Origin of the sequence: Pseudomonas sp. HD6515, assembly GCF_024971855.1 — a bacterium.
In the GTDB taxonomy this organism is placed as follows: domain Bacteria; phylum Pseudomonadota; class Gammaproteobacteria; order Pseudomonadales; family Pseudomonadaceae; genus Aquipseudomonas; species Aquipseudomonas alloputida.
Window position 1 is genome coordinate 4,804,232 of record NZ_CP079827.1, and the last position, 21,762, is coordinate 4,825,993.

At 62.8% G+C, this 21,762-nt stretch carries 21 protein-coding genes; 16 read left to right on the forward strand and 5 right to left on the reverse strand.

The annotated features are described in order from the left end of the window. Nucleotides 1-304: 304 nt before the first annotated feature. Nucleotides 305-670, reverse strand: a complete 366-nt coding sequence (locus tag KW568_RS22235; RefSeq protein ID WP_047605297.1) for a hypothetical protein — start codon at nucleotides 668-670, stop codon at nucleotides 305-307. A gap of 190 nt (nucleotides 671-860) precedes the next feature. On the opposite strand from KW568_RS22235, the gene KW568_RS22240 reads away from it, so the two are divergent. Then, nucleotides 861-2,159, forward strand: a complete 1,299-nt coding sequence (locus KW568_RS22240) for a serine protein kinase PrkA (RefSeq protein WP_003252583.1) — start codon at nucleotides 861-863, stop codon at nucleotides 2,157-2,159. Continuing rightward, a complete protein-coding gene (locus KW568_RS22245; RefSeq protein ID WP_098089255.1) occupies nucleotides 2,152-2,979 on the forward strand; it encodes a VacJ family lipoprotein in 828 nt (275 codons plus the stop codon). The genes KW568_RS22240 and KW568_RS22245 overlap by 8 nt, the downstream gene beginning before the upstream one ends. Before the next feature lie 87 nt (nucleotides 2,980-3,066). Here the strand turns inward: KW568_RS22245 and KW568_RS22250 are convergent, their stop codons facing one another. Both KW568_RS22250 and KW568_RS22255 read right to left on the reverse strand, forming a co-directional pair. Then, nucleotides 3,067-4,215, reverse strand: a complete 1,149-nt coding sequence (locus KW568_RS22250; RefSeq protein ID WP_259536829.1) for a patatin-like phospholipase family protein — start codon at nucleotides 4,213-4,215, stop codon at nucleotides 3,067-3,069. 145 nt (nucleotides 4,216-4,360) lie between these two features. Next, the gene (locus tag KW568_RS22255; protein ID WP_054888724.1) at nucleotides 4,361-5,296 is read right to left on the reverse strand and encodes a lipid A biosynthesis lauroyl acyltransferase; all 936 of its coding nucleotides are present in this window, start codon (nucleotides 5,294-5,296) and stop codon (nucleotides 4,361-4,363) included. Between the two features lie 111 nt (nucleotides 5,297-5,407). Here KW568_RS22255 and minC point away from each other — a divergent pair, with 111 nt between their 5' ends. The 7 genes from minC to KW568_RS22290 all read left to right on the forward strand — a co-directional run bounded on the left by minC (nucleotide 5,408) and on the right by KW568_RS22290 (nucleotide 12,095). Next, nucleotides 5,408-6,169, forward strand: coding sequence for a septum site-determining protein MinC (gene minC, locus KW568_RS22260; protein ID WP_060539004.1), 762 nt, complete (start codon nucleotides 5,408-5,410; stop codon nucleotides 6,167-6,169). A gap of 109 nt (nucleotides 6,170-6,278) precedes the next feature. Beyond that, the gene (gene minD / locus KW568_RS22265) at nucleotides 6,279-7,091 is read left to right on the forward strand and encodes a septum site-determining protein MinD (protein ID WP_003252574.1); all 813 of its coding nucleotides are present in this window, start codon (nucleotides 6,279-6,281) and stop codon (nucleotides 7,089-7,091) included. A 3-nt stretch (nucleotides 7,092-7,094) separates the two neighbouring features. Beyond that, nucleotides 7,095-7,349, forward strand: coding sequence for a cell division topological specificity factor MinE (minE, locus tag KW568_RS22270; RefSeq protein WP_003252572.1), 255 nt, complete (start codon nucleotides 7,095-7,097; stop codon nucleotides 7,347-7,349). A gap of 151 nt (nucleotides 7,350-7,500) precedes the next feature. Further along, nucleotides 7,501-8,136 carry an RluA family pseudouridine synthase gene (locus KW568_RS22275; protein WP_003252569.1) on the forward strand — a complete coding sequence of 212 codons (636 nt, stop codon included), beginning with the start codon at nucleotides 7,501-7,503 and terminating at the stop codon, nucleotides 8,134-8,136. A 169-nt stretch (nucleotides 8,137-8,305) separates the two neighbouring features. Further along, nucleotides 8,306-9,595: a M18 family aminopeptidase gene (locus tag KW568_RS22280; protein WP_259536833.1), complete on the forward strand. Its 1,290-nt coding sequence runs from the start codon at nucleotides 8,306-8,308 to the stop codon at nucleotides 9,593-9,595. Between the two features lie 140 nt (nucleotides 9,596-9,735). Then, nucleotides 9,736-9,903 (forward strand): hypothetical protein, encoded by a 168-nt coding sequence (locus KW568_RS22285; protein WP_003252566.1) that lies wholly within the window; start codon nucleotides 9,736-9,738, stop codon nucleotides 9,901-9,903. A 44-nt stretch (nucleotides 9,904-9,947) separates the two neighbouring features. Then, on the forward strand, nucleotides 9,948-12,095 hold the full coding sequence (locus KW568_RS22290; RefSeq protein WP_014860249.1) for a mechanosensitive ion channel family protein: 2,148 nt from the start codon (nucleotides 9,948-9,950) through the stop codon (nucleotides 12,093-12,095). A gap of 31 nt (nucleotides 12,096-12,126) precedes the next feature. On the opposite strand, the gene KW568_RS22295 is transcribed toward KW568_RS22290, so the two are convergent. After that, the gene (locus KW568_RS22295) at nucleotides 12,127-12,840 is read right to left on the reverse strand and encodes a UTRA domain-containing protein (protein WP_003252562.1); all 714 of its coding nucleotides are present in this window, start codon (nucleotides 12,838-12,840) and stop codon (nucleotides 12,127-12,129) included. Between the two features lie 327 nt (nucleotides 12,841-13,167). Here KW568_RS22295 and KW568_RS22300 point away from each other — a divergent pair, with 327 nt between their 5' ends. The 6 genes from KW568_RS22300 to KW568_RS22325 all read left to right on the forward strand — a co-directional run bounded on the left by KW568_RS22300 (nucleotide 13,168) and on the right by KW568_RS22325 (nucleotide 18,446). Next, nucleotides 13,168-14,232: an ABC transporter substrate-binding protein gene (locus tag KW568_RS22300; protein ID WP_003252561.1), complete on the forward strand. Its 1,065-nt coding sequence runs from the start codon at nucleotides 13,168-13,170 to the stop codon at nucleotides 14,230-14,232. 128 nt (nucleotides 14,233-14,360) lie between these two features. Continuing rightward, entirely contained in the window at nucleotides 14,361-15,167 is an 807-nt protein-coding gene (locus KW568_RS22305) for an alkaline phosphatase family protein (RefSeq protein WP_003252558.1), read from the forward strand. An 8-nt stretch (nucleotides 15,168-15,175) separates the two neighbouring features. Continuing rightward, the gene (locus KW568_RS22310; protein ID WP_012053417.1) at nucleotides 15,176-16,003 is read left to right on the forward strand and encodes an ABC transporter permease subunit; all 828 of its coding nucleotides are present in this window, start codon (nucleotides 15,176-15,178) and stop codon (nucleotides 16,001-16,003) included. Further along, nucleotides 15,993-16,787, forward strand: a complete 795-nt coding sequence (locus KW568_RS22315; RefSeq protein ID WP_003252553.1) for an ABC transporter permease — start codon at nucleotides 15,993-15,995, stop codon at nucleotides 16,785-16,787. The genes KW568_RS22310 and KW568_RS22315 overlap by 11 nt, the downstream gene beginning before the upstream one ends. A 1-nt stretch (nucleotide 16,788) precedes the next feature. Next, the gene (locus tag KW568_RS22320) at nucleotides 16,789-17,778 is read left to right on the forward strand and encodes an ABC transporter ATP-binding protein (RefSeq protein WP_054888722.1); all 990 of its coding nucleotides are present in this window, start codon (nucleotides 16,789-16,791) and stop codon (nucleotides 17,776-17,778) included. Nucleotides 17,779-17,792: 14 nt separating this feature from the next. Further along, nucleotides 17,793-18,446: an HAD family phosphatase gene (locus KW568_RS22325; protein WP_003252546.1), complete on the forward strand. Its 654-nt coding sequence runs from the start codon at nucleotides 17,793-17,795 to the stop codon at nucleotides 18,444-18,446. A 119-nt stretch (nucleotides 18,447-18,565) separates the two neighbouring features. Here the strand turns inward: KW568_RS22325 and KW568_RS22330 are convergent, their stop codons facing one another. Continuing rightward, nucleotides 18,566-19,528, reverse strand: a complete 963-nt coding sequence (locus KW568_RS22330; protein WP_232862795.1) for an NAD(P)H-quinone oxidoreductase — start codon at nucleotides 19,526-19,528, stop codon at nucleotides 18,566-18,568. Between the two features lie 139 nt (nucleotides 19,529-19,667). Here KW568_RS22330 and KW568_RS22335 point away from each other — a divergent pair, with 139 nt between their 5' ends. Further along, nucleotides 19,668-21,749, forward strand: a complete 2,082-nt coding sequence (locus tag KW568_RS22335) for a carboxy terminal-processing peptidase (protein WP_259536838.1) — start codon at nucleotides 19,668-19,670, stop codon at nucleotides 21,747-21,749. Nucleotides 21,750-21,762: the final 13 nt, after the last annotated feature.

The window sequence follows — 21,762 nt, forward strand, 5'->3', positions numbered from 1 at the left end:
TCCCACAGGCTGGTGCTCAGCCTCAGCCCAGCGCGGTATCGAGAAACATCATCACCGCAAAACCACCCATCAACCCCAGGGTCGCCATTGTTGCCCACAGGTATGAACTGCAGATGATCATGGTGGGGCAGCCGGACATGGCACGGGTAATGGAACTGGGGGCAGTGCTGGGCATCAAGGTCGAACCGGCGCTGGAAGCCCTGAAAGTCGCCTTCCACATCTAAAGCCTGGCGCAGTCCCTGTGGGAGCGCCAGCTTTTGGAAATTGAGCAGGACAGTTGCTCCCACAAGGTACGCGCAGCTGCTTACAATGGGGGTTGCCTGACCAGGCGCAACCCCGCCAGTACCAGCGCAAACACCGCAATGCTGGCGGTGTACAGCACCAGCGCCGGCACCGCGAACACCAGTGCCAACACTGCCAGCCACCAGCCGGCACGCGCGGAAACGAACTGGGCCAGAAGCGCCAGGCCCAATCCGCCCCAGGCCATGATTTGATGGTGAATGCCCAACCCCAGCAGCGAACGCACCTCGCACTGCCAGTACGCCGTCGGCACTGCGCACAGCCCTACCCACTGGCCATCCTCCATCAGGCCGTAACGCACACCATAGCTGGCCGCGAGCCAAAGCCCCAGAAACAGCACCAGCAGCACCGTCGGCAGCGAACGAGACATCCTGTTCTCCAATAGCGGTAATCGAAAGCATCCATGATCGCTTATGCCCGTTTCTAAGGCAAAATCACACCCCGGCGGCTATGTTGCAGATAGCAAGTACGCCAAAGGCCACCGCAGCGGGCAACTTTGCCCGCCTGGCTGTGGTCCTAGCCTGCACACTGCTCGACCTTGCGTTCTTTTGGGGGATTACATGCTTCGATCTTTGCGCCTCGCTGCCCTGCTCGGCAGCTTGCTCATGGCTGTGGCCGCTTCAGCGCGGGACATCGACGCTGCCAGCTATGGCTACCCTCTTACCAACCCGTTCGAGGCCACCATCGCCACCACGCCGCCGGACAAGCGCCCTGAGCTGCCCAGCGACGATGACATCAATCAGTCCGACTACAGCCTGAACTTGCGCCCGGAACGTGAGTTCACGTTGCCCGACAACTTCTGGGCAGTGAAGAAGCTCAAGTACCGCCTGGCCCGCCAGGATCGCGAAGCGCCGCTGATCTTCATCATCGCCGGCACCGGTGCGCCCTACAGCAGCAGCATCAATGAATACCTGAAAAAGCTGTTCTACCAGGCCGGCTTCCACGTGGTGCAACTGTCATCGCCCACCAGCTATGACTTCATGAGTGCAGCCTCGCGCTTTGCTACCCCCGGCATCAGCCAGGAAGACGCCGAAGACATGTACCGGGTCATGCAGGCCGTGCGCGCCCAGCATCCACGCCTGCCGGTCAGTGATTTCTACCTCACCGGTTACAGCCTGGGTGCGCTCGACGCCGCCTTCGTCAGCCACCTGGACGAAACCCGCCGCAGCTTCAACTTCAAACGTGTGCTGCTGCTCAACCCACCGGTCAACCTCTACACCTCGATCAACAACCTCGACAAGCTGGTGCAAACCCAGGTCAAGGGCATCGACCGCAGCACCACGTTCTACGAGCTGATGCTGGAAAAACTCACCCGCTACTTCCAGGACAAGGGCTACATCGACCTGAACGACGCCCTGCTGTACGACTTCCAGCAGTCGCGCCAGCACCTGTCCAACGAGCAGATGGCCATGCTGATCGGCACTTCGTTCCGCTTCTCGGCAGCCGACATCGCCTTCACTTCCGACCTGATCAACCGCCGAGGCCTGATCATTCCGCCGAAGTTCCCGATCACCGAAGGCAGCAGCCTGACACCGTTCTTCAAGCGCGCCCTGCAGTGCGACTTCGACTGCTACATGACCGAGCAGGTGATTCCGATGTGGCGCGCCCGCACCGACGGCAACAGCATCCTGCAGTTGGTCAACCAGGTCAGCCTGTATGCCCTGGAAGACTACCTGCGCAGCAGTGACAAGATCGCTGTGATGCACAACGCCGACGACGTCATTCTCGGCCCGGGCGACATTGGCTTCCTGCGCAAGGTGTTCGGTGAACGGCTGACCCTCTACCCCCATGGCGGCCATTGCGGCAACCTCAACTACCGCGTCAACAGTGACGCCATGCTGGAGTTCTTCCGTGGTTAACAAACTCCTCTTCGCCACTGCCCTGCTTGCCGCTGGCCACACCCTGGCCGACGAAACCGCACCCAGAGCCAGCGTGGTCGAGGCCGACCCGCAGGTGATCGGCACCGCGCCACTGGCGCCCGAAGCCGATGGCTTCCTCGACCCGCTGCGTGAGCTGAAATTCAACCCGGGGCTGGACCAGCGCGAGTTCGAGCGCTCAACCCTGCAGGCGCTGAACGTGTACGACCCGCTGGAGTCGATCAACCGGCGCATCTACCACTTCAACTACCGATTGGACCAATGGGTGCTGCTGCCGCTGGTGAGTGGCTATCAGTATGTAACCCCAAAGTTCGTGCGCACAGGGGTGAGCAACTTCTTCAACAACCTTGGCGATGTGCCGAACCTGTTCAACAGCGTGTTGCAGCTCAAAGCCAAGCGCTCGGCAGAAATCACTGCGCGACTGATGTTCAACACGATTATCGGCGTGGGTGGGCTGTGGGACCCGGCGACCAGCATGGGCCTGCCGCGCCAGAGCGAGGACTTTGGCCAGACCCTGGGCTTCTATGGCGTGCCGGATGGGCCGTACCTGATGCTGCCGGTGCTAGGCCCATCGAACCTGCGCGATACTACAGGGCTGGTGGTGGACTATGCGGGAGAGCAGGCGGTCAACTACCTGAACGTGGCCGAAGCCAGCACCGATCACCCGGAAATCTTCGCCCTGCGTGTGGTGGACAAGCGCTACACCACCAACTTCCGTTACGGCCAGCTGAATTCGCCGTTCGAGTATGAAAAGGTGCGGTATGTGTATACCCAGGCGCGCAAGTTGCAGATAGCCGAGTAAGCCTGCTGCGGCCCTTTCGCGGGTGAACCCGCGCCTACACAGGTATTGGAGCAACCCCTTGTCGCGAAAGGGCCCGCACAGGCAACATCAAATCCCCAGGAATTCGCAAAGCTCGCGCTTCTTGGCAAGGGCATCGCGCCGCCCCAGTTCGATCAGTTCACTGCAATAGCTGGCCTCGAACAGCAAATAGCTCAACACCCCCGCCCCGCTGGTGCGCGTCGCCCCCGGCCCCCGTAAAAACAGGCGTAACGCCGCCGGCAACTCGCGGCGGTGCCGAGCGGCAATCTCATCCAGCGGCTGGCTGGGCGCCACCACCAACACGTCGATCGGTGCCAGCCCCAGGCGCCGGGCATCCAGGTGCGCCGGCAACAGCCCGCTCAAGTGGTTGAGGCGCTGCAGCAGTTCGATATCGTCTTCCAGGCTGTCAATGAACGTACTGTTGAGCAGGTGCCCGCCGATCTGCGCCAGGCTCGGCTGCTGCCCGCTGAACACACGCTGGGGCGGCACCGGTGGCGCTGGCCGCTGCGGGTTTCCGCTGACCCCGACCACCAGCACCCGGCTGGCGCCCAGGTGCAAGGCCGGGCTGATCGGCGCCGACTGGCGCACTGCACCGTCGCCGTAATACTCGCCGCCCAGTTGCACCGGGGCGAACAACAGCGGGATCGCCGCACTGGCCAGCAAGTGGTCGATGGTCAACGGTGCGGGTACGCCGATACGCCGGTGGCGCAGCCAGGCCTCGATGGTGCCGCGGCCCTGGTAGAAGGTCACCGCCTGGCCAGACTCGTAGCCAAAGGCGGTCACCGCCACGGCGCGCAGTTGCTCGGCGGCCAAGGCGTGGCCGATGCCATCCAGGTTCAGGTGCGTTTGCAGCAGGCTGCGCAATGGGCTGCTGTCGAGCAACGCCACGGGGGCCTGGCCGCCCAGCCCCAGCAGGCTGTGGCCGACGAAGCGGCTGGCCTGGTGCACGACCCCGGGCCAGTCGCTGCGGATGACCAGATGGCTGCGAAAATTCTGCCAGAAGGCAGTGAGCCGTTGCACGGCCTCGTTGAAGTGCACGGCACCACTGGCCAGGGTGACGGCGTTGATGGCCCCGGCGGAGGTGCCGACAATGACCGGGAACGGGTTGTGCGCGCCGGCGGGCAGCAACTCGGCGATGCCCGCCAGCACGCCGACCTGGTAGGCAGCGCGGGCGCCGCCGCCAGAAAGGATAAGACCGGTTACCGGGGGTGGAGCCATGGCGTCCTTCCTGGGGTCAAGGTGCTTTCATGCCCGGCCTCTTCGCGGGTGAACCCGCTCCCACAGGGCCCCGCAATATGCAGAACCCGTGGTAATCCTGCAGGAGCGGGTTTACCCGCGAAGAGGCCAGGCCTGCTTACAAGGTTCAGCGCTTTTTCTTGTCATACAGCCGCGGCGCCCCTTCGGGCCGCGACTTGAACCGCCGGTGCGCCCACAGGTATTGCTCGGGGCACTCGCGCAACACACGTTCAACCCACTGGTTGATGCGCAGGCAGTCGGCTTCCTCGCTCTCGCCGGGGAAGTCCGTCAGCGGCGGGTGGATGACCAGACGATAGCCGCTGCCATCCTCCAGGCGCTTCTGGGTGAACGGAATCACCTGCGCCTTGCCCAGCCGGGCAAACTTGGTGGTAGCGGTGACCGTCGCTGCGGGGATGCCAAACAACGGTACGAAGATGCTCTGTTTGGCGCCGTAGTCCTGGTCCGGTGCGTACCAGATCGCCCGGCCCGAACGCAGCAGTTTGAGCATGCCACGCACGTCCTCGCGCTCCACCGCCAGCGAATCAAGGTTGTGACGCTCGCGGCCGCTGCGCTGGATGAAGTCGAACAGTGCATTGCCGTGTTCGCGGTACATGCCGTCGATCGTGTGCTGCTGGCCGAGCAGCGCGGCGCCAATTTCCAGGGTAGTGAAGTGCACCGCCATGAGGATCGCGCCCTGCCCCGCCTGCTGGGCGGCCTGCAGGTGCTCAAGGCCCTCGATATGAGCCAGGCGCGCCAGCCTGGCCTTGGGCCACCACCAGCTCATGGCCATTTCGAAGAAGGCGATGCCGGTAGAGGCGAAGTTGGCCTTGAGCAAACGCTGCCGTTCGTCGATCGACAGCTCCGGGAAGCACAGCTCCAGGTTGCGCGCGGCGATGCGCCGACGTTCACCGGCAAAGCGATACATGACGGCGCCCAGCGCGGCACCGATCTTCAGCAGCACCCGGTACGGCAACTGGACCACCAGCCACAGCAGGCCCAGGCCCAGCCACAGGCCCCAGAACTTGGGGTGAAGGTAATAGGGACGAAAACGCGGGCGTTCCATTGAAGCATCCGGAAAGACAAAGGCCGCGCATTCTACAACGGATCAGCGCATGTTGCGGGCAACCGGTGTTCTCGTTATAAGTCAGGGCACTTTTTTCGCAACAAGCCGTCTATGCAGACCATGAGCCCAAACCACACACCCGACACCGCCTCCGTGTTCCAGCTCAAGGGCAGCATGCTCGCCATTACGGTACTGGAACTGGCGCGCAATGACCTTGAAGCCCTCGACCGCCAATTGGCGGCCAAAGTCGCCCAGGCCCCGAACTTCTTCAGCAATACACCGCTGGTGCTGGCGCTGGACAAGCTGCCGGCCGACGAAGGGGCAATCGACCTGCCCGGCTTGATGCGGATCTGCCGACACCACGGCCTGCGTACCCTGGCCATCCGTGCCAACCGCATCGAGGACATCGCCGCCGCCATCGCCATCGACCTGCCGGTGCTGCCGCCGTCGGGGGCCCGCGAACGGCCGCTGGAGCCCGAGCCCGAGGTAGTCAAAAAACCCGAACCGGCCCCGGCGCCAGCACCTGCCCCCGAACCCGAGGTGCGCCCGACCCGCATCATTACTTCGCCAGTACGCGGCGGCCAACAGATCTATGCTCAGGGCGGTGATCTGGTTGTGACGGGTTCGGTCAGCCCAGGTGCGGAACTTCTGGCCGATGGCAACATCCATGTGTACGGCGCCATGCGCGGCCGCGCCCTGGCCGGCATCAAAGGCAACACCAAGGCGCGTATCTTCTGCCAGCAGATGACCGCCGAAATGGTCTCGATCGCCGGCCAGTACAAAGTCTGCGAAGACCTGCGCCGGGATCCGCTGTGGGGGACCAGCGTGCAAGTCAGCCTGTCTGGTGACGTGTTGAACATCACCCGTCTTTAACGGATACTTGCCAGCATTTTTAGAGCAACTTTTTTACCGTTGCCTTTATTTAGCTATTTCAGTTTTTTGCAGGGACAAGTGTCCCGACTATTTTTAGGGGTGAAACACCTTGGCCAAGATTCTCGTGGTTACTTCCGGCAAGGGGGGTGTGGGCAAGACCACTACCAGCGCCGCCATTGGTACCGGCCTCGCACTGCGCGGCCACAAGACCGTCATTGTCGACTTCGACGTGGGCCTGCGTAACCTCGACCTGATCATGGGCTGCGAACGCCGCGTGGTGTACGACTTCGTCAACGTGGTCAACGGCGAAGCCAACCTGCAACAGGCCCTGATCAAGGACAAGCGCCTCGAGAACCTGTACGTGCTGGCCGCCAGCCAGACCCGTGACAAGGACGCGCTGACCCAGGAAGGCGTGGAAAAGGTACTGATGGACCTGAAGAAGGACTTCGAGTACGTCATCTGCGACTCGCCGGCCGGTATCGAAAAAGGTGCTCACCTGGCCATGTACTTCGCTGACGAAGCCATCGTGGTGACCAACCCGGAGGTTTCGTCGGTACGTGACTCCGACCGCATGCTGGGTATTCTGTCGAGCAAGTCGCGCCGCTCCGAAAACGGTGAAGAGCCGATCAAGGAGCATTTGCTGATCACCCGCTACCACCCGGAGCGCGTCGTCAAAGGCGAAATGCTGAGCGTGGCCGACGTGGAAGAAATCCTGTCGATCAAACTCAAGGGTGTGATCCCGGAATCGCAGGCCGTCCTCAAGGCGTCCAACCAAGGTATCCCGGTCATTCTCGATGACCAGAGCGATGCCGGCCAGGCCTACAGTGATGCGGTCGACCGCCTGCTGGGCAAAGAGAAGCCGATGCGCTTCATCGATGTACAGAAGAAGGGATTCTTCGAGCGCATTTTCGGGAGCAAATAAACCATGAACCTTTTTGACTTCTTTCGTGGCAGACAGAAACAGACCAGCGCGTCGGTAGCGAAAGAGCGTCTACAGATCATCGTGGCGCACGAGCGCGGCCAACGCAGCGAACCGGACTACCTGCCCGCGCTGCAGAAAGAACTGCTGGAAGTGATCCGCAAATATGTGAACATCGGCAACGATGATGTGCATATCGAGCTGGAAAACCAGGGCAGCTGCTCGATTCTGGAGCTGAACATCACCCTGCCGGATCGCTGATCCGCGTAGTCGACAATTTGGGGCTGCCTTGCAGCCCTTCGCGGGCAAGCCCGCTCCTACAGGGGAATGCATAGCCTTTGTAGGAGCGGGCTTGCCCGCGAAGGGCCGCAAAGCGGCCCCAGCGTTTACTGCTATTTTCGTGAGACCTGTAATGCCGCTGTCGAATGTCCAGATCCTCTTCGAAGACGCCGCCATCCTGGTGATCAACAAACCGACCCTGCTGCTGTCGGTACCTGGCCGTGCCGAGGACAACAAGGACTGCCTGATCACCCGCCTGCAGGAAAACGGCTACCCCGATGCGCTGATCGTGCACCGTCTGGACTGGGAAACCTCCGGCATCATCCTGCTGGCCCGCGATGCCGACAGCCACCGCGAGCTGTCGCGCCAGTTTCACGACCGTGAAACCGAAAAAGCCTACACCGCGCTGTGCTGGGGCCAGCCGGCGCTGGACAGCGGCAGCATCGACCTGCCACTGCGCTACGACCCACCGACCAAACCACGGCATGTGGTGGACCACGAGCAGGGCAAACACGCCCTGACCTTCTGGCGTATCGTCGAACGCTGCGGCGATTACTGTCGGGTGGAGCTGACGCCGATTACCGGGCGTTCGCACCAGCTGCGCGTGCACATGCTGTCGATCGGGCACCCGCTGCTGGGTGATCGGCTGTACGCCAACCCGCAAGCCCTGGCGGCCCATGAGCGGCTGTGCCTGCATGCCTCGATGCTGAGCTTTACCCACCCGGTGTCCGGGCAGCGGTTGAAGTTCGAGTGCCCGGCACCGTTCTGATTTCGCAGGGCCTGTACCGGCCTCTTCGCGGCTAAAGCCACCCCCACAGGGACCGCGCTGCGCTCAGGGGCTGTGTAATACCTGTGGGAGCGGCGTTAGCCGCGAAGATGCAGACACAAATTGTCGACATTCTGCGTTAAACTCGCGCCACTGCTGTCTGGAGTGAGCTATGCGCGACGCACTGAATACCGGCCTCATCGATTTTCTCAAGGCCTCCCCCACGCCCTTCCATGCCACCGCCAGCCTGGTCCAGCGCCTTGAGGCGGCCGGCTACAAGCGCCTGGACGAGCGCGACAGTTGGGACCCCGAGACTGGCGGCCGCTACTACGTCACCCGCAACGATTCTTCAATCATCGCCATCAAACTGGGCAAGCAGTCGCCGCTGCTCAATGGCATCCGTATGGTCGGCGCCCACACTGACAGCCCGTGCTTGCGGGTCAAGCCTCAGCCCGAGCTGCAGCGCCAGGGTTTCCTGCAACTGGGCGTGGAAGTGTATGGCGGCGCGTTGCTGGCACCCTGGTTCGACCGCGACCTGTCGCTGGCCGGCCGCGTCACCTACCGCCGTGACGGCAAGGTCGAAAGCCAGCTGATCGACTTCAAGCTGCCAATCGCGATCATCCCAAACCTGGCGATCCACCTGAACCGTACCGCCAACGAAGGCTGGGCGATCAACCCGCAGAACGAACTGCCCCCTATCCTCGCCCAAGTGGCCGGTGACGAACGCATCGACTTCCGCGCCCTGCTCACCGAGCAACTGGCCCGCGAGCACGAGCTGATCGCCGACGTGGTGCTGGACTACGAGCTGAGCTTCTATGACACGCAAGACGCCGCGCTGATCGGTCTGAATGGCGACTTCATCGCCGGCGCCCGCCTGGACAACCTGCTGTCGTGCTACGCCGGTTTGCAGGCCCTGCTGGCCGCCGACAGCGACGAGACCTGTGTGCTGGTGTGCAACGACCACGAAGAAGTCGGCAGTTGCTCGGCCTGTGGTGCCGATGGCCCGATGCTGGAGCAGACCCTGCAGCGCCTGCTACCCGATGGCGACGCCTATGTGCGCACCCTCCAGCGCTCGCTGATGGTATCGGCCGACAACGCCCACGGCGTGCACCCCAACTATGCCGACAAGCATGACGGCAACCACGGGCCGAAGCTCAACGCCGGGCCCGTGATCAAAGTGAACAACAACCAGCGTTACGCCACCAACAGCGAGACTGCCGGGTTCTTCCGCCACTTGTGCATGGCCGAGGAAGTCCCGGTGCAGAGCTTTGTGGTGCGCAGCGACATGGGCTGTGGCTCGACCATCGGGCCGATCACCGCCAGCCACCTGGGTGTGCGCACGGTAGACATCGGTTTGCCGACCTTTGCCATGCACTCCATTCGCGAGCTGTGCGGCAGCCATGACCTGGCGCACCTGGTGAAGGTACTGACCGCGTTCTACCGTAGCCGCGAACTGCCTTGATCTAAGCAGGCCCGGCCTATTCGCGGCGTCGAACCGCCGCGAATAGGCCGAGCCTGCTTACACATGCTCAAGGTCAATCACGCCTCGCTTGCCAAGCGCTATGCTTGTTACATGGCCCCACTGCAAAAGGATTGCTGTCCATGTCCCCGTTCCTGTCACTGTTCGTCCCGGTGTTCCTGTTCCTGATGCTGCTGACCATCGGCTTCAGCATGCGCGAACGCAACATCGGTGTACTGATGATGTGGGTCGGCACCTTGGGTATTTTCGGCCTCACCTGCTGGAAGATCCTCGAGAAACTGCCGACATAAACCTCTACACTCGGTCAATCGTTTGACCTGAGGTAGATTTGCCAGTGCCTGCCCTCCTGCGTTACCTGTTCCTGTTGCTTTTGCTGTTCATCGCCCCGGTACAAGCGGCGGGCTTGCCTGGCCTGCTGGGCGGCAGCGCGCCCGCGCAGCCAGAAGCCACCGAGCCGCTGGGCAAGTCGCTGGACGAGGTGATCAAGAACCTCGAAAACGACCAGCAACGGGCCAAGCTGCTGGCCGACCTGAAAAAACTGCGCGACGCCACCCGGCAATCGCAACCCAGCGTTGAACAGGGCGTGCTCGGCCTGATCGGCGGTGCCCTGCATGACTTTGAAAAACAGTTCAGCGGCGATGCCAGTCCATTCCACCGCTGGGCCGCGGAAATCGAACAAGCCCAGGCCGAACTGACCGAGCTGGTGGTGCCCGTGCACCAGTGGCCGCCAATCCTGTTCGGTTTTGCTGCAGTGATTGTCGTGTGGAGTGTGCTGGCCTACGCCTTCAACTGGGTCGGCCATCGGGTACGCCTGCGCTTTGGCCTGAGCGAAGAACTGCCACAGCACCCGCGTACCTGGGACCTGGTGCGCTTTGCCTTGCGCAAGCTCGGCCCCTGGCTGGTAGCGCTGGTGTTCACGGTGTACCTGAGTTTCGTGCTGCCGCCATCGCTGGGCAAATCCCTGGCCATGGTGCTGGCCTACGCACTGGTGGTCGGCACCTGCTTTTCGGCCATTTGCGTCATCGCCTTTTCCTTGCTGGACGGCCCACACCGCCACCGCGCCCTGCACATCCTGCGGCGCCAGGCGTTTCGCCCGTTGTGGCTGATCGGCAGCTTCGCCGCGTTTGGCGAGGCGATGAGCGATCCACGCATGCTGGTTGCCCTCGGTACCCACCTGGCCCACGCCCTGGCTACCCTGGCCAATGTGATTGCGGCACTGTGCACCGGGCTGTTCATCCTGCGCTTCCGCCGGCCGATCGCCCACCTGATCCGCAACCAGCCACTGTCGCGGCGCCTGACCCGACGCACCCTCAGCGATACCATCGAGATCCTCGGCAGCTTCTGGTTCATTCCGGCGCTGATCCTGGTGGCCATTTCGCTGTTCGCCACCTTCGTCTCCGCCGGCGACACCAGCACCGCACTGCGGCAGTCGCTGATGTGCACGGTGCTGGTGGTGGTGTGCATGGTGCTCAACGGCCTGGTGCGCCGCCATGCCGCCAACCCCAAGCGGGCCGGCAAGCGCCAGGCGGTGTACACCGAGCGCCTGCGCAACTTCGGCTACCTGCTGGTGCACCTGTTCATCTGGCTGGTGTTCATCGAGTTGGGCCTGCGCGTGTGGGGCGTGTCGATGATCAGCTTCGCCGAGGGCGACGGCCATGACATCAGCCTGCGCCTGCTGGGCCTGGCCGGCACACTGATCGTGGCCTGGCTGGTGTGGATCCTTGCCGACACCGCCGTACACCATGCCCTGGTGCGCTCGCGCCGGGGGCTGGCCAACGCCCGTGCGCAAACCATGATGCCGTTGATCCGCAACGTGATGTTCGTGGTTATCTTCATCATTGCGGTCATCGTCGCCCTGGCCAACATGGGCATGAACGTCACCCCGCTGCTGGCCGGTGCCGGTGTGATCGGCCTGGCCATCGGTTTTGGCGCGCAGTCGCTGGTGGCCGACCTGATCACCGGCCTGTTCATCATCATCGAAGATTCGCTGGCCATCGACGACTACGTGGATGTCGGCGGCCACCTGGGCACGGTGGAAGGGTTGACCATTCGTACCGTGCGCCTGCGCGACATCGACGGCATTGTGCATACCATCCCGTTCAGCGAAATCAAGAGCATCAAGAACTACTCGCGGGAGTTCGGCTACGCGATCTTCCGCGTGGCAATCCCGCACAGCATGAACATCGACCAGGCGATCACGCTGGTTCGCGAAGTGGGGCAGAAGCTGCGCAATGACCCGCTGATGCGCCGCAATATCTGGTCGCCGCTGGAGCTACAGGGGGTGGAGAGCTTCGAGTCAGGGTCGGCGATCTTGCGGGCGCGGTTCAAGACCGCGCCGATCAAGCAGTGGGAGGTGTCGCGGGCGTTCAACCTGGCCTTGAAGCGGCAGCTGGATGAAGCCGGGCTGGACCTGGCGACGCCGCGGTTGTCGGTGCAGGTGGTGACAGCCGGTGGGGGTGGGATGACAGAGGCCCGCTCGTAGGAGCGGGTTTACCCGCGAAGAAGGCAACACCTCATCCAGCCTGGGCACGAATGCGGATCGCATCATGCCGCCAATACTCGAGGTCACAGTCGATCAAGTGCCCATGCTGGTCGCTGTTGACCCGGGTAATGTGCAACCCCGGGCTGCCCGCCGACACTTTCAAAGCGCTTGCCGCCTCCACCGGCAACGCTGTCGGCAGGATCTCGAAGCACACCTGCCCGTACTCGATGCCATACACCCGCCCATAAATCTCGGTCAGTGACTGCGCCAGGTCGTGTTCGAGAATGCCTGGAAAGTACCGGGGATTGAGGTAATGCTCGGCATACAGCACCGCCCGCCCGTCAATCCGCCGTAACCGGCAGACGCGCACCACGCTGGACAACGCCGGCAGCTGCAAGCGTGCACAGATGGCCGCCGATGCCGGCTGCAGCCTCGCCGACAGCAGTTCGGTACTGGCCACCCGCCCCTGATCGCGCACCATGGCATGGAAATGGCTGCGCTCAATGAGGTCGTAGGTCAAGCGCTGCGGCGCAACGAACCAGCCTCGGCGCTCTTCGCGGTAGATCAAGCCTTGGGCCTCCAGCTGCACCAACGCCTCACGCAGGGTAATGCGCGTGGTGTCGAACACCTCGCTGAGCCGCCGCTCGGCCGGCAGCTTGCCGCCCGGCGCCAGCAGGCCATGCTCGATCTGCTCCTGCAGGGCATGGCAGATGGCTGTTACCGCACGCGGGGGCGTCGACTGCATCGAAAGGTTACCTATCTGGACTAGTCCAGCCCCATCACAGGGCAGGTTGAGAATAGTGCAAGCCTAGGCAGGGCTGATGAACATCCTGTGACAAAGCGTGGGCCAGGCACTGCCAGAAACGCGCCAAGCCAGCAGAACCGGGGCGATTACCTGGTCTACGCTGTAGCTTCAGGGCCCTTGCCGGCCCCCTCCCTACATCAAACTGTCACGCAAGCGGCCTACCTTGGCTCAAGGTTTGCTGACCTAGACCAAAGGTGCCAGTCAAAGGCTTGCAACGGCTTTACCCAGAACAACGATCGCAAAGGCACCCACCCAAAGGAGCTTCGGATGAAAAAGTTCTTCATGGCGTCACTGCTTGGTTCGGCCATCGCGTTGTGCACCACGGCCATGGCCGCCGGCACTGACCTCAAGGCCCTGGAAGACGCCGCCCGCAAGGAAGGCACTGTCAACAGCGTGGGCATGCCCGACGCCTGGGCCAACTGGAAAGGCACCTGGGAAGACCTGGCCAGCAAGTACGGTCTCAAACACAGCGACACCGACATGAGCTCGGCCCAGGAACTGGCCAAGTTCGAAGCCGAGAAGGACAACGCCAGCGCCGACATCGGTGACGTGGGTGCGGCCTTCGGCCCGATCGCGGTGACCAAGGGCGTCAGCCAGCCTTACAAGCCAAGCACCTGGGACCAGGTGCCAGAATGGGCCAAGGACAAGGACGGCCACTGGGCGCTGGCCTATACCGGCACCATCGCTTTCATCATCAACAAGGACCTGGTCAAGGAAGGCGACCGCCCGAAAACCTGGCATGACCTGGAAAAAGGCAAGTACAAGGTCGCTATTGGCGACGTCGGCACAGCAGCCCAGGCCGCCAACGGTGTGCTGGCTGCGGCCATCGCCTACAAAGGTGACGAGACCAACGTGGCGCCAGGCCTGCAACTGTTTACCAAGCTGGCGCAGCAGAAGCGCCTGTCGCTGGCCAACCCGACCATCCAGACACTGGAGAAGGGCGAGGTGGAAGTTGGCGTGGTGTGGGACTTCAACGGCCTGAGCTACCGTGAACAGATCGACCCAAAACGTTTTGAAGTGCTGATCCCCTCGGACGGCTCAGTGATTTCCGGCTATACCACGGTCATCAACAAGTACGCCAAGCACCCCAACGCGGCCAAGCTGACCCGTGAATACATCTTCAGCGACGCCGGGCAGATCAACCTGGCCAAGGGCCATGCACGGCCGATCCGGGCCGAGCACCTGAAGCTGCCGGCAGATGTGCAGGCCAAGCTGCTGCCCAACGACCAGTACGGTGCCGCCCAGCCGATCAAGAATGCCGAAGCCTGGGAAGCCACCTCGAAGAAACTGCCGCAGATGTGGCAGGAGCAGGTGATCATCGAGATGGAGTAAGGGGCTGAGCTTTGTAGCGCCTGATCCGGCCTTTCGCGGGTAAACCCGCTCCTACACAGGGATACGCGATACCTGTAGGAGCGGGTTTACCCGCGAAGGTGCCTACGCGGTTCATGACTGGAGAAAACATGCAACACAACGTCATCCTGGTCCTGCTTGACGGCCTCAACTACCAGGTCGCCCACCATGCGATGGGCCACCTGCACGCCTACGTCGAAGCAGATCGCGCCGCGCTGTACCGCGTGGAATGCGAGCTGCCATCGCTGTCGCGGCCGCTGTACGAATGCATCCTCACCGGCGTGCCACCGATCGACAGCGGCATCGTGCACAACAACATCAACCGCTTGTCCAACCAACGCAGCGTGTTTCACTATGCCCGCGAGGCCAACCTGGGCACCGCAGCGGCGGCTTATCACTGGATGAGCGAGCTGTACAACCGCTCGCCCTTCGACCCGCAGCGTGACCGCCACACCCACGCGCCGAAGCTGCCGATCCAGCACGGGCTGTTCTACTGGGACGACCGCTACCCCGATTCGCACCTTCTGGCCGATGGCGAGTACCTGCGCCGCCGTCACGCCCCCAACTTCCTGCTGGTGCACCCGATGAGCGTTGACGACGTGGGTCACCGCCACGGCCTGGACAGCAGCCAGTATCGCAACGCTGCGCGCAGCGTCGACATTCTGCTGGCCGACTACCTGCCTGGCTGGCTCGAAGAGGGCTATCAGGTATTGGTCACCGCCGACCACGGCATGAACAACGACCGCTCGCACAACGGCCTGCTGGCTGAAGAACGTGAAGTGCCGCTGTTCGTCTTCGGCGACGCCTTCAGCCTGGACCCGGCCGCCAAGCCGCTGCAAACCGAACTGTGCGGCACCATCTGCGAGCTGCTGGGCGCCGCGCACGACAAGACGGTTTGCCGGGAGTTGCTGAAGTGAATGGCGGCATGCGTGGCCGCTACCTGGCCCTGCTCTGCCTGCTGCCGTTCGCCGTGTTCTTCGTCATTTTCCAGGTCGCCCCGCTGGCCTGGGTGGCGATCAACAGCCTGCAATCGGAGGCCGGCTGGGGCATCGACAACTTCAGCAAGGTGTTCGCCTCCAAGTTCTACCTGCAGGCGTTGCAACGCAGCCTTGAAATCAGCTTCTGGTCGAGCGTGTTCGGCATCGTCATCGCTACCCTCGGCGCCTACTCGCTGCGCCAGGTGGACTCGAAGCTGCGCGATTTCGTCAGCGCCTTCGCCAACATGACCAGCAACTTTGCCGGCGTACCGCTGGCCTTTGCCTTCATCATCCTGCTTGGCTTCAACGGCGCGTTGACGCTGCTGCTGAAGCAGGTCGGCCTGCTGGAAGACTTCAGTATCTATTCCAAAAGCGGGTTGATCCTGGTGTACACCTACTTCCAGATCCCGCTGGGCGTATTGCTGCTGTACCCCGCCTTCGACGCCCTGCGCGAAGACTGGCGCGAGTCAGCCGCGCTGCTGGGCGCCAACCACTGGCAGTACTGGCGACACATCGGCCTGCCGGTGCTGGCCCCGGCACTGCTGGGCACCTTCGTCATCCTGCTGGCCAACGCCCTGGGCGCCTACGCCACCGTGTACGCACTGACCACCGGCAACTTCAACGTACTGCCGATCCGCATCGCCGGCCTGGTGGCGGGCGACATCAGCCTCGATCCGAACCTGGCCAGCGCCTTGGCGATGGTGCTGGTGGGGCTGATGACGCTGGTCACGGTGGTGCATCAATGGCTGCTGAAAAGGAGCTACCATGCGCGCTGACATCCGCTCCGGCGGCTGGTACCACCGCCTCGTGGTCTACCTGCTGTTCCTGATCCTGCTGCTGCCCCTGGCCGGCACCCTGCTCTACTCGCTGGCCACCAGCTGGTCGGCAAGCCTGCTGCCCAGTGGCCTGACCCTGAAGTGGTATGCGGCGCTGTGGAGCGAGCCGCGTTTCCTTGCCGCGTTCGGCCAGTCGCTGCTGGTGTGCGTAGGCGCACTGCTGCTGTCGGTGGTGCTGATCTTGCCACTGCTGTTCGTGGTGCATTACCACTTCCCGCGGCTCGACGCGCTGATGAACATCCTCATCCTGCTGCCATTCGCGGTCCCGCCGGTGGTGTCGTCGGTGGGGCTGCTGCAGCTGTATGGCAGCGGGCCGATGGCCATGGTCGGCACACCGTGGATCCTGATCGGCTGCTACTTCACCATCGCCCTGCCGTTCATGTACCGGGCCATCACCAACAACCTGCAGGCCATCAACCTGCGCGACCTGATGGACGCCGCGCAACTGCTCGGCGCCAGCACCTGGCAGGCCGCACTGCTGGTGGTGCTGCCGAACCTGCGCCAGGGCCTGATGGTGGCAGTGCTGCTGTCGTTCTCGTTCCTGTTCGGCGAATTCGTGTTTGCCAACCTGCTGGTCGGCACCCGCTACGAGACCCTGCAGGTGTACCTGAACAACATGCGCAACAGCAGCGGCCACTTCAACAGCGCGCTGGTCATCTCCTACTTCGCCTTCGTGCTGGTACTGACCTGGGTCGCCAACCGCCTGAACAAGGACAAGACCTGACATGAGCTTCGTCAGCGTACAGAAACTGCAGAAAAGCTACGCCGGCAGCCCGGTGTTCGAGCGCATCGACTGCCACATCGAACGCGGCGAATTCGTCACCCTGCTCGGCCCGTCCGGCTGCGGCAAGTCCACCCTGCTGCGCTGCATTGCCGGGCTGACCTCGGTGGACAGCGGGCAGATACTGCTCGACGGCCACGACATCGTGCCGCTAAGCCCGCAAAAGCGTGGCATCGGCATGGTGTTCCAGAGCTACGCGCTGTTCCCTAACATGACCGTGGAGCAGAATGTCGCCTTCGGCCTGCGCATGCAGAAGGTCAAGGCCGATGAAAGCCAGCTGCGGGTACGCGAGGTGCTGGAGTTGGTGGAGCTGGGCAAGTTCGCCGGGCGCTACCCGCACCAGCTTTCCGGTGGCCAGTGCCAGCGCGTGGCCCTGGCACGCTCACTGGTCACCCGCCCGCGCCTGCTGCTGCTCGACGAACCGTTGTCGGCGCTGGATGCGCGTATCCGCAAGCACCTGCGCGAGCAGATTCGCGCCATCCAGCGCGAACTGGGGCTGACCACCATATTCGTCACTCACGATCAGGAGGAAGCGCTGACCATGTCCGACCGCATCTTCCTGATGAACCAGGGGCGCATCGTCCAGAGCGGCGATGCCGAAACCCTCTACACCGCCCCCGTGGACCTGTTTGCCGCAGGTTTCATCGGCAATTACAACCTGCTCGACGCCGACAGCGCCAGCCGCCTGCTGCAGCGCCCGGTGGCCAGCCGCCTGGCGATCCGCCCGGAGTCGATCACCCTTGGCGAGCATGGCGAGCTGGACGCCGAGGTGCGCAGCCACAGCCTGCTGGGCAACGTGATCCGCTACCGGGTGCGGGTGCGCGACGTGGAGCTGGTGGTCGATGTGCTCAACCGCTCGCCGGCCGACTTGCATGCAGACGGAAAACGGGTAAGCGTGTCGATCGACCCCACTGCGCTGCGGGAAGTGGCTTAAGGAGACTCAACACAATGGCACTGGCAATTTTCGATCTGGATGAAACCCTGATCCACGGCGACTGCGCATCACTGTGGAGCGAGCAAATGGCCCGGTTGGGCTGGGTCGACGGCAAGGATTTCCTGCGCCGCGACCATGAACTGATGGAAGCCTATGGCAGGGGCCACCTGCAGATGGAGGACTACATGGCCTTCAGCCTGGAGCCGATTGCCGGGCGTACCCTGGAAGAAGTCGAGCACCTGGTGGCACCGTGGGTCGAAGAAGTGATCGAGCCGATCATCTACGGTGACGCCTGCCGCTGCATTGCCGAGCACCGCAAGCGTGGGGATCGCATCCTGATCATTTCCGCTTCGGGGACGCACCTGGTCGGGCCGATTGCCGCGAGACTGGGCGTGGATGAATACCTGGCTATCGAGCTGGAGGCTGTGAACGGGGTGTACACCGGCAAGACCCACGGGGTGCTGACCTATCGTGAGGGCAAGATCACGCGGTTGCTGGAATGGCTGGATCAGGAGCAGGAGAACCTGGAGGGCGCGAGTTTCTATTCCGATTCGAGGAATGACTTGCCGTTGTTGTTGAGAGTGGATCACCCGCATGTGGTGAACCCGGATGCGGTGTTGCGCGAGCATGCCGAGATCAATGGGTGGCCGATTCTGAGCTGGAGCTGAAGGTTTTTATGGGCTGTACCGGCCCCTTCGCGGGTAAACCCGCTCCTACATCGCACAGTGTTCAAATTGTGGCGATCCCGATGTAGGAGCGGGTTTACCCGCGAAGGGGCCAGGCCTGCTTACACCAGGCTAGGGTCGATCACCATCACCAGCTTGCCCGACACCTGGTTGGTCTCCAGCTCGGCATACGCCGCCTGGGCAAACTCCACCGGGTAGGTATCGACCAGCTGCGGCGACAACCGCCCCTCGGCGAACAGCGGCCATACTTGCTGCTGCAGTTCGCGCAGCAACTCGGCCTTGAAGCCGTCATCACGGTTGCGCAGGGTGGAGCCGGTAATTTCCAGACGCTTGCCCAGCACTTGGGCCAGGTCCAGCTCGAACTTGCGTCCGCCCATCAGACCGATGATTACCCAGCGCCCGTCACGGGCCAGCAGCTTGAGGTTCAGCTCACCGTAGCCAGCGCCTACCGGGTCGAGAATCACATCGAACGGGCCGAAACCTTCCAGCGCGTCCAGGTTCTCGTTACGTACCACACCCCCCGCAGCGCCCAGCGCCTGGCAGTAGGCCAGGCGTTCCTGCGAACCGACGCTGACCCATACCGGGCTGCCGAACGCCTTGCACAGCTGGATGGCGGCCGAGCCAACGCCACTGGCGCCGGCGTGCACAAGCACCTTCTCGCCAGCCTTCACTGCACCGAGCTGGAAGATGTTCAGCCAAGCGGTGGCATACACCTCCGGCAACGCTGCCGCCTCATGCAGGCCAAGGCCTTCGGGTACCGGCAATACGTGACGGGCATCGACCACCACTTCCTCGGCCATGGCGCCGCTGGCCAGCAGGGCGCAAACGCGGTCACCCACGCGCCAGGCGGCACCAGCCCCCACCTCTTCAACCACCCCGGAACACTCCAGCCCCATGTATGGGCTGGCACCTGGTGGTGGCGGGTACAAACCTTTCATCTGCAGCAGGTCGGCGCGGTTCAGCCCCGCAGCGGCCACGCGAATGCGCACTTGGCCCGCGTCACAGGTCGGGCGTTCGGCCTCGACCCACTCCACATGTCCGTCAACGCCTTGCAATGCCTTCACAGTGCCTCCATAGTTGAATCATGACTGGGCCTGAGGTCGCTTACCTCAGGCCTTTTGCAGTATTTGCCCGGCTCCATGGAACCGGCAACGGAAAAGACGGCCTACTATGCGTGATCAATTGCCTCCACGTCGAATCAGCATGAAGCATTTCCTTCCAAGCACCGCACTGGCTGTGATGATCGGCCTGGGCAGCCTCACGCTCGGCGGCAATGCGGCGGCCGCCAACAAGTGGGACAGCCTGCAGCCGGACCGCGACGAGATCGTCGCCAGCCTCAACGTGGTGGAATTGCTCAAGCGCCACCACTACAGCAAGCCACCCCTGGACGATGCCCGTTCGGCCATTATCTACGACAGCTACATCAAGCTGCTGGACCCGGCGCGCAGCTACTTCACCGCTGCCGACATTGCCGAATTCGATAAATGGAAAACGCAATTCGACGATTTCCTCAAGAGCGGCAACCTGGACCCAGGTTTTACCATCTACAAACGCTACCTCGACCGCGTCAAGCAACGCCTGGACTTCGCCCTGGCCGAGCTGAACAATGGCGTGGACAAGATTGACTTCACCACCAAGGAAACCTTGCTGATCGACCGCAAGGACGCGCCGTGGATGAAGAACCAGGCCGAGCTCGACGACTTGTGGCGCAAACGCGTCAAAGACGAAGTGCTGCGCCAGAAGATCGCCGGCAAGGAACCCAAGCAGATCCAGGAAACCCTGATCAAGCGCTACAAGAACCAGCTCGCGCGCCTGGACCAGACCCGTGCCGAGGACATCTTCCAGGCCTACATCAACACCTTTGCCCAGTCCTACGACCCACACACCAACTACCTGTCGCCGGACAACGCCGAAAACTTCGACATCAACATGAGCCTGTCGCTCGAAGGCATTGGTGCAGTGCTGCAAAGCGACAACGACCAGGTCAAGATCGTGCGCCTGGTGCCAGCAGGCCCGGCAGCCAAGACCAAGCAGGTGGCCCCGGCTGACAAGATCATCGGCGTGGCCCAGGGCAACAAGGAAATGGTCGACGTGGTGGGCTGGCGCCTGGACGAAGTGGTCAAGCTGATCCGCGGCCCGAAAGGCTCGGTGGTGCGCCTGGAAATCATCCCGGCCAGCAATGCGCCTAGCGACCAGACCAGCAAGATTGTGTCGATCACCCGTGAAGCGGTGAAGCTTGAAGAACAGGCGGCGAAGAAGTCGGTGCTCAAGCTCAAGCAGGACGGGCGTGACTACAAGCTGGGCATCATCGAGATCCCGGCCTTCTACCTGGACTTCAAGGCCTACCGCGCTGGCGACCCGGAGTACAAGAGCACCACGCGTGACGTGAAGAAGCTGCTCACCGAGCTGCAGAAAGAGAAAGTCGACGGCGTGGTCATCGACCTGCGCAACAACGGCGGCGGCTCGCTGCAGGAAGCCACCGAGCTGACCAGCCTGTTCATCGAGAAAGGCCCGACCGTGCTGGTACGCAACAGCGATGGCCGCGTCGACGTGCTGGAAGACGAAAACCCGGGGGCCTTCTACAAGGGCCCGCTGGCACTGCTGGTCAACCGCCTGTCGGCCTCGGCATCGGAGATCTTCGCCGGTGCCATGCAGGACTACCACCGCGCGCTGATCATCGGTGGCCAGACCTTCGGCAAAGGCACCGTGCAGACCATCCAGCCGCTCAACCATGGTGAGCTGAAACTGACCCTGGCCAAGTTCTACCGGGTTTCCGGGCAGAGTACCCAGCATCAGGGGGTGCTGCCGGACATCGACTACCCCTCGATCATCGACACCAAGGAAATCGGCGAGAGCGCCCTGCCAGAGGCCATGCCGTGGGACACCATCCGCCCGGTGGTCAAGCCTGCGGCCGATCCGTTCAGGCCGTTCCTGGCCCAGCTCAAGGCGCAGCATGAGGCGCGCAGCGACAAGGATGCCGAGTTCACCTACATCCGCGACCGCCTGGCCCTCACCCAGAAGCTGATGAACGAAAAAACCGTCAGCCTCAACGAGCAGGAACGCCGTGCACGCCACGACAGCATCGAGGCCAAGCAACTGGCGCTGGAAAACACCCGCCGCAAGGCCAAGGGTGAAGAGCCGCTGAAAGAGCTGAAGAAAGAGGACGAAGACGCCCTGCCGGTCGAGGATGAAAACACCAAGCCGGAAGACGACGCTTACCTCGCGGAAACCGGTCGCATCCTGATCGACTACCTCAGTGCCAGCACCAAGGTGGCCAAGAAGTAAGGCACCTCAGCAA